This window comes from Pseudomonas sp. NPDC087614 (assembly GCF_044743485.1).
GTDB lineage: Bacteria > Pseudomonadota > Gammaproteobacteria > Pseudomonadales > Pseudomonadaceae > Aquipseudomonas > Aquipseudomonas baetica_A.
Genome location: NZ_JBIUWN010000075.1, coordinates 20,042 through 27,879, shown reverse-complemented (window position 1 = coordinate 27,879; position 7,838 = coordinate 20,042). Strand labels below are relative to the sequence as shown.

The window sequence follows — 7,838 nt, the reverse complement described above, 5'->3', positions numbered from 1 at the left end:
CTGATTGATCGCAAGATCTATCGCTTCGTCGGCCACGCAGCGGCTTACGCCTACCTGGCCATGAAAGACGCTATCGCTGACTCCGGTCTGACCGAAGAGCAAGTGTCCAACCCGCGTACCGGTCTGATCGCCGGTTCCGGTGGTGCTTCCACGCTGAACCAGATGGAAGCGCTGGACATCCTGCGCGAGAAAGGCGTGAAGCGCGTTGGCCCATACCGCGTCACGCGGACCATGAGCAGCACCGTTTCCGCTTGCCTGGCCACGCCCTTCAAGATCAAGGGCCTGAACTACTCCATCGCTTCTGCCTGCGCCACCAGTGCTCACTGCATCGGTACCGCCATGGAACAGATCCAGATGGGCAAGCAAGACATCGTCTTCGCCGGTGGTGGTGAAGAAGAGCATTGGAGCCAGTCGTTCCTGTTCGACGCGATGGGCGCCCTGTCCAGCAAGCGCAACGACACCCCGCAACAAGCCTCCCGTGCCTACGACGCTGACCGTGACGGTTTCGTCATCGCTGGCGGTGGCGGTATGGTCGTGGTTGAAGAGCTGGAACACGCTCTGGCCCGTGGCGCGAAAATCTACGCCGAAATCGTTGGCTACGGCGCGACGTCCGACGGCTACGACATGGTCGCTCCAAGCGGCGAAGGCGCGATCCGCTGCATGCAGATGGCGATGTCCACCGTTGATACCCCGATCGACTACCTCAACACCCACGGCACTTCGACTCCGGTCGGTGACGTCGCGGAAATGAAAGGTGTGCGTGAAGTGTTCGGCGACAAGGCTCCGGCCATCAGCTCGACCAAGAGCCTGTCCGGTCACTCCCTGGGCGCCGCCGGCGTTCACGAAGCGATCTACTGCATGCTGATGATGGAAGGCAACTTCATTGCCGGTTCCGCCAACATCGACGAACTCGACCCAGAAGTGGCCGATATGCCGGTGCTGACCAAGACCCGCGAGAACGCCACCATCAACACCGTGATGAGCAACAGCTTCGGCTTTGGCGGCACCAACGCCACGCTGGTACTGAAGCGCTGGGAAGGCAAGTAATTCCCCGCTGCTGAGCCTCACATGAAAACGCCCCGACTGGTTCGGGGCGTTTTTTTGGCCTGAAGTAAATGGCAGTTACACCGTAAAACCCTGTGGGGCGAGCCTGTTCGCTCCCACAAGTGGGCTTGCGGAGCTTCTGAAAATGAAACTTCTGTCATGCAACTTCCCACCCTGCGACCGAATGTCGCGGTTTTAGCGGCCTCCAGCACTGTTGCAGAATTCGCAACTATACCTTGCACGAATCAGCCGTTTACTTAGCAAACTAACAAATCATATAAAAGAGTCCTGCACACGCCTTGCTGCAGATAACTTGAGATTTGGAGCTAGCAGATGACTGTAAAAGTAACTGAACGCGACGATTCACACATGTCCCATGAAGGCGTAGCCGCCGGTTTACGAATCTGGGATGTGCATCAACAAGACTTGCTGGTCGGCATGTTCCATAACGAAATCGATGCCCACAACTACAAGGCCGAACTGGAACTGCAAGAACAGCAACGGGATTTACGATCCGCCTGAACCAACCACAGCATTGAAAACGACAAACCCCGCGATCGCGGGGTTTGTCGTAGTGACAGCACTACCGATTTACCACATCAGATCGTCAGGGATCTGGTAGGCCGCGTACGGATCGTCCTCGGTGATGATCTCTTCGGTCTGCACGTTGAGCTGCACGATGCGCTGTGGATCGCGCTCCTGGATCTTCAGGGCCGCTTCACGGGGGATCACTTCATAGCCGCCGGCATGGTGCACGATCGCCAGCGAACCGCTGCTGAGCTTGTTGCGCATCAGCGTGTTGACCGAGAGGCGCTTGACCTTCTTGTCGTCGACGAAGTTGTAGTAGTCCTCGGTGGTCAGCTTCGGCAGACGCGAGGCTTCTATCAACTGCTTGACCTGTGCCGCACGCGCCTTGGCCTCGGCTTTCTCTTTCTGCTGACGATTCAGCTCCTGGTCGCGCTTGACCTTCTCGGCCATGGCTTCCTGTGCGGCGCGCTGCTGCGAGTCATCCAGCTCGATCTGGCCTTTGTGGGCCAGACGCTGCTGCTTCTGTTTGTCCTTGCTGACCTGTTTGGCCTGCTTCTGGTTGACCAGCCCTGCTTTGAGCAACTGATCGCGAAGGGAAATACTCATGGTGCTTACTCACTTGGGCAGTTGCTCAGCCGCAGCTGGGCAAGTTCTTTTCCTGACGTTTGGCTTCACCCCAGAGGGCGTCCAACTCTTCGAGGGTGCAATCTTCCATGGGACGGTGGGTGTCGCGCAATGCCTGTTCGATAAATCGGAAACGTCTTTCGAACTTGCCGTTGGCACCACGCAGTGCGGTTTCCGGATCGACCTTCAGATGCCGGGCCAGATTGACCACGGAAAACAGCAGATCACCGATCTCGTCAGCCACCGCGACGGGATCGTTCTCGGACATGGCCTCAAGCACTTCATCAAGCTCTTCGCGCACCTTGTCGAGCACTGGCAAGGCGTCTGGCCAGTCGAAACCGACCTGCCCCGCACGCTTTTGCAACTTGGCTGAACGCGACAGCGCAGGCAGCGTCGCCGGTACGTCATCAAGCAGCGAAAGTTGCTCTGGCGCAGCGGATTTCTCGGCGCGCTCTTGCGCCTTGATCTCCTCCCAGCGCTGCTTGACTTGCTCTTCACTCAAACGCGGTACGTCGAGCGGCGCATACAGATCGCCGGTGGGGAAGACGTGGGGATGACGGCGGATCAGCTTGCGGGTGATGCTGTCGATCACCCCGGCAAACTCGAATCGCCCCTCCTCCCGTGCAAGCTGGCTGTAATACACCACCTGGAACAACAGATCGCCCAACTCGCCCTGCAAGTGATCGAAGTCGCCACGCTCGATGGCGTCAGCCACTTCGTAGGCTTCTTCGAGGGTGTGCGGGACGATAGTTGCGTAGGTTTGCTTGATGTCCCACGGGCAACCGTACTGCGGATCGCGCAGGCGACTCATCAGGTGGAGCAGGTCTTCAAGGCTGTACATCATTTATCTCTCACCACAAAACCCATGTGGGAGCGGGCTTGCTCGCGAATACGGTGTGTCAGCAACAATGATGTCGACTGACATGCCCTTTTCGCGAGCCACCCCGCTCCCACAGTTGATCGGCGTTGGTCTTCACGGAGTACGGTTACGCCGCGTTTCGATGATGTTCGGCAACTGCGAAATCCGCCCCAGCAACCGCCCCAACGCATCCAGACCCGGAATCTCGATGGTCAGGGACATCAGCGCGGTGTTGTCCTCCTTGTTCGAGCGGGTGTTGACCGCCAGCACGTTGATCCGCTCGTTGAGCAATATCTGCGAAACGTCGCGCAGCAGACCGGACCGGTCGTAGGCTCGGATGACGATGTCCACCGGATAGGTGAGCACCGGCACAGGGCCCCAACTGACCTGGATGATCCGCTCAGGTTCGCGCCCGCCCAGTTGCAGCACCGAGGCGCAGTCCTGGCGGTGAATGCTCACGCCACGGCCCTGGGTGATGTAACCGACAATCGCATCGCCCGGCAGCGGCTGGCAGCAACCGGCCATCTGCGTCATCAGGTTGCCGACGCCCTGGATCTGTATGTCGCCGCGCTTGCCCGGCTTGTAGCCAGTGGCTTTGCGCGGGATCAGCTCCAGTTGTTCGTTGCCGCGTTCCGGCTCGACCAGTTGCTGCGCCAGGTTGACCAGTTGCGCCAGACGCAAATCGCCAGCACCGAGGGCGGCGAACATGTCTTCGGCGGTTTTCATGTTGGCCTTGTCCGCCAACTTGTCGAAATCCACCGCAGGCAGCCCCAGACGCGCGAGTTCGCGCTCGATCAGGGTTTTGCCCGCCGCAACGTTCTGATCACGGGCCTGTAACTTGAACCAGTGAACAATCTTGGCCCGAGCCCGGGAAGTGGTGACGTACCCCAGGTTCGAGTTCAGCCAGTCGCGACTCGGCGTACCGTGCTTGCTGGTGATGATCTCGACCTGCTCACCGGTTTGCAGGCTGTAGTTGAGCGGTACGATGCGCCCGTTGATCTTCGCGCCACGGCAGTTGTGACCGATTTCCGTGTGCACGCGGTAAGCGAAGTCCAGCGGCGTCGCGCCTTTGGGCAAGTCGATGGCGTGACCGTCGGGGGTGAAGATGTAGACCCGGTCCGGCTCGATATCGACGCGCAGTTGTTCGGCCAGGCCCCCGATATCGCCCAGTTCCTCATGCCACTCGAGCACCTGACGCAGCCAGGAGATCTTCTCTTCGTAGTGATTGGAGCCGGATTTGACATCGGTGCCCTTGTAGCGCCAATGCGCGCAGACGCCGAGTTCGGCCTCTTCGTGCATGGAATGGGTGCGGATCTGCACCTCCAGCACCTTGCCTTCCGGGCCGATCACCGCGGTATGCAACGAGCGGTAGCCGTTCTCTTTCGGGTTGGCGATGTAGTCGTCGAACTCTTTCGGAATGTGCCGCCACAGGGTGTGGACGATGCCGAGCGCGGTGTAGCAATCGCGCATTTCCGGCACCAGCACGCGCACCGCACGCACGTCGTAGATCTGGCTGAATTCCAGACCCTTGCGCTGCATTTTGCGCCAGATCGAATAGATGTGTTTGGCCCGGCCGCTGATGTCGGCGTCAACACCCGTGGCCTGCAATTCGTCTTTGAGCTGGGTCATCACGTCGGCGATGAAACGCTCGCGATCCAGACGTCGCTCGTGGAGCAACTTGGCGATCTGTTTGTATTGATCGGGTTCCAGGTAGCGGAAGGACAAGTCCTCCAGCTCCCATTTGATATGACCGATGCCGAGCCGGTGCGCGAGCGGCGCATAAATGTCGAAGACTTCCCGGGCGACACGGTTACGCTTCTCGTCGTCGGCTGTTTTCACCGCGCGGATCGCGCAGGTCCGTTCGGCCAGTTTGATCAGGGCAACGCGCACGTCGTCGACCATTGCCACGAGCATCTTGCGCAGGTTTTCCACCTGCCCTTGCGCACCCATGACCATCGACTGACGCGGGCTCAGACTGGCACTGATGGCCGCCATGCGCTGCACGCCGTCAATCAGCTTGGCGACCACGGAACCGAAGCGCTGGCTGACGGCTGCCAGTTCGATCTGACCTTCGCGCACACCGCGATACAAGACCGCAGCGACCAGCGAATCCTGATCGAGCTTGAGGTCGGCGAGAATCTCGGCAATCTCAAGCCCGGTGCGGAAACTGCCGGAGCCCTCGGCCCACAGGTTCTTGGCGGCGTTGGACTGTTGTTCAGCCTCGCGAGCGAACTCGCAGGCTTCTTTCAAGGCTTCGCGATCCAGTGCCAGATCGACACTGACCGCGTGATCGAGCCAAGCCTCGAGATTGATACTGCCGTCATTGTTGATCGGCTGGTGTGCTCTCACCTGTACCATCTTGCTTTACCTTCCCTACGACGCAGATTCAATGCGTCAAATCGCTGGTCTTCTATGCCCGTGGGCACTCGCGGGGCTAACGCGAGCGCGTCACGGACAGACCGGACGGATCAGACGAGCCATCCTGGCTCGCTTCAAATAACGCCATGGCTTCGACATGCGCCGTCTGAGGAAACATATCGAGAATCCCGGCACGTTTTAACCGGTAGCCCTGCTTGATCAATTCGACCGTATCGCGCGCCAGCGTTGCCGGGTTGCACGACACATACACCAACCGCTTGGCACCCAGGGTCGCGAGCTTGCGCACCACCTCGAAAGCACCGTCACGCGGTGGGTCCAAGAGTACCGCAGAAAAGCCGTTTCCGATCCACTGAGCGTCGGTCAAAGGCTGGGATAAATCGGCTTGAAAAAACTTTGTGTTATGCAAATTGTTACTAGCGGCGTTCGCGGCGGCACGCTCGACCATGGTCTGCACGCCTTCGACCGCCACCACTTCGCGCACGGTTCTGGCCAGCGGCAAAGCGAAGTTGCCCAAGCCGCAGAACAGATCCAGCACACGTTCTTCGCTCGTCGGTTTCAGCCAATCCAGCGCCTGCGCAACCATCGCTTCGTTAATACCGGCGTTGACCTGAATGAAATCCCCCGGCCGGTAAGCCAGATCCAGTCCCCATTGCTCCAGGCGATAACCCAGCGACTGGTTCGCATCAATCGGTTGCGGTCCGCCTTCGCCATGCAGCCACAATTGCGCTTCATGGCATTGGCAGAAATCCTTGAGGATCGTCAGATCCGCTTCCGACAACGGCGCCATGTGCCGCAGCAACACCGCCAGCGATGAACCGCTGAACAACTCGATATGGCCCAGCGCTTGCGGTTTGCTCAAACGACGTAGCATCTGCGGCAAAGCGGTCATGATCGGCTGCAAGGGCTGTACCAGCACCGGGCATTCGTTGATCGCAACAATGTCCTGGCTGCCGGCAGCACGCAAACCCACCTCAAGTTGCCTGGCTTTGATGTCCCAGCGCACGGCAATGCGGGCGCGACGGCGATAGCCGAACTCGGGGCCGGTCAGCGGCGGCGCCCACTCTTGCGGTTCGACACCGGCGACCTTCGATAATTGCTCGGCGAGCATGCGCTGTTTCAGGGCAAGCTGTTCGCCGTGGGGCAAATGCTGAACGCTGCAACCGCCACAACGGCCCGCGTGCTGACACGGCGCAGGGCGGCGCAACTCACTGGTCTTGAACACGCGTTCGGTACGCGCCTCGACCACTTTGCCGTGGGCGCCGAGCACCCGCGCCTCGACCTCTTCACCGGCGAGGGCGCCGAGGACGAACCAGGTGCGGCCTTCGAAAAACGCGATGCCGCGACCGTCATTGGCCAGACGCTCGATGCTCAAGCGCTGTTTTTTGCCGGTCGGGATTTGCGGGGCCTTGCTGCCACCCGTGGGCTGGAAGCGCAGGCCTCTCTCGTGTTTGGCCATCAGTTGGGCGCGTCGAAAATGCCGGTCGACAGATAACGGTCGCCACGGTCACAGATGATCGCGACGATCACCGCGTTTTCAACTTCCTGGGACAGACGCAGCATCGCTGCCACCGCACCGCCCGAGGACACGCCACAGAAGATGCCTTCTTCGCGGGCCAGACGACGGGTCACGTCCTCGGCTTCGCTTTGTGCCATGTCGACGATGCGGTCGACGCGGTCGGCCTGATAGATCTTCGGCAGGTATTCCTGCGGCCAGCGACGGATGCCGGGAATGGCCGAGCCTTCCATCGGTTGCAGACCGACGATCTGCACGTTGTCGTTCTGCTCTTTCAAGTAGCGCGACACGCCCATGATGGTGCCGGTGGTGCCCATAGAGCTGACGAAATGGGTGATGCTGCCCTGGGTCTGACGCCAGATTTCCGGGCCGGTGGTGGTGTAGTGCGCCTCAGGATTGTCACCGTTGGCGAACTGATCGAGCACCTTGCCACGACCTTCGGCTTCCATGCGCTGGGCGAGATCGCGAGCGCCTTCCATGCCTTCTTCCTGGCTGACCAGAATCAGCTCGGCACCGTAGGCGGTCATGGCCGCTTTGCGCTCGGCGCTGGAATTGTCCGGCATGATCAGGATCATTTTGTAACCCTTGATCGCTGCAGCCATGGCCAGAGCGATCCCGGTGTTGCCCGATGTCGCTTCGATCAGCGTGTCGCCGGCGTGGATCTGCCCGCGCAACTCGGCACGGGTGATCATCGACAGCGCCGGACGGTCCTTGACCGAACCCGCCGGGTTATTCCCTTCGAGCTTGAGCAATAGGGTGTTGCTGGTGGCTCCGGGCAGGCGCTGCAAACGCACCAGCGGAGTGTTGCCGACGCAATCGGCGATGGTTGGGTACTGCAAGGTCATGGCGTATTCGCAATCCAGACGTGCGGGGGCGCCTATCATACCGGCA

7 protein-coding genes are annotated in these 7,838 nt (G+C 60.1%); 2 read left to right on the top strand and 5 right to left on the bottom strand.

Features of this window, described 5'->3' with window-relative positions; genetic code table 11:
• A partial coding sequence (fabB, locus tag ACIOWA_RS22580) for a beta-ketoacyl-ACP synthase I (RefSeq protein WP_401162005.1) occupies positions 1-1,047 on the top strand: 1,047 nt, incomplete at its 5' end.
• Positions 1,048-1,377: 330 nt separating this feature from the next.
• Positions 1,378-1,566, top strand: a complete 189-nt coding sequence (locus tag ACIOWA_RS22575; protein WP_339430830.1) for a hypothetical protein — start codon at positions 1,378-1,380, stop codon at positions 1,564-1,566.
• A gap of 69 nt (positions 1,567-1,635) precedes the next feature.
• Here the strand turns inward: ACIOWA_RS22575 and ACIOWA_RS22570 are convergent, their stop codons facing one another.
• The 5 genes from ACIOWA_RS22570 to cysM all read right to left on the bottom strand — a co-directional run bounded on the left by ACIOWA_RS22570 (position 1,636) and on the right by cysM (position 7,792).
• Positions 1,636-2,178 carry a DUF2058 domain-containing protein gene (locus ACIOWA_RS22570; RefSeq protein WP_339430831.1) on the bottom strand — a complete coding sequence of 181 codons (543 nt, stop codon included), beginning with the start codon at positions 2,176-2,178 and terminating at the stop codon, positions 1,636-1,638.
• Positions 2,179-2,203: 25 nt separating this feature from the next.
• Positions 2,204-3,037, bottom strand: a complete 834-nt coding sequence (mazG, locus tag ACIOWA_RS22565) for a nucleoside triphosphate pyrophosphohydrolase (protein ID WP_339431010.1) — start codon at positions 3,035-3,037, stop codon at positions 2,204-2,206.
• Between the two features lie 132 nt (positions 3,038-3,169).
• Positions 3,170-5,413, bottom strand: a complete 2,244-nt coding sequence (gene relA, locus ACIOWA_RS22560) for a GTP diphosphokinase (protein WP_339430832.1) — start codon at positions 5,411-5,413, stop codon at positions 3,170-3,172.
• A 76-nt stretch (positions 5,414-5,489) separates the two neighbouring features.
• Positions 5,490-6,890, bottom strand: coding sequence for a 23S rRNA (uracil(1939)-C(5))-methyltransferase RlmD (rlmD, locus tag ACIOWA_RS22555; RefSeq protein ID WP_339464082.1), 1,401 nt, complete (start codon positions 6,888-6,890; stop codon positions 5,490-5,492).
• The gene (cysM, locus tag ACIOWA_RS22550; protein ID WP_221733057.1) at positions 6,890-7,792 is read right to left on the bottom strand and encodes a cysteine synthase CysM; all 903 of its coding nucleotides are present in this window, start codon (positions 7,790-7,792) and stop codon (positions 6,890-6,892) included. Before cysM ends, rlmD begins: the two co-directional genes overlap by 1 nt.
• Between the last annotated feature and the right edge of the window lie 46 nt (positions 7,793-7,838).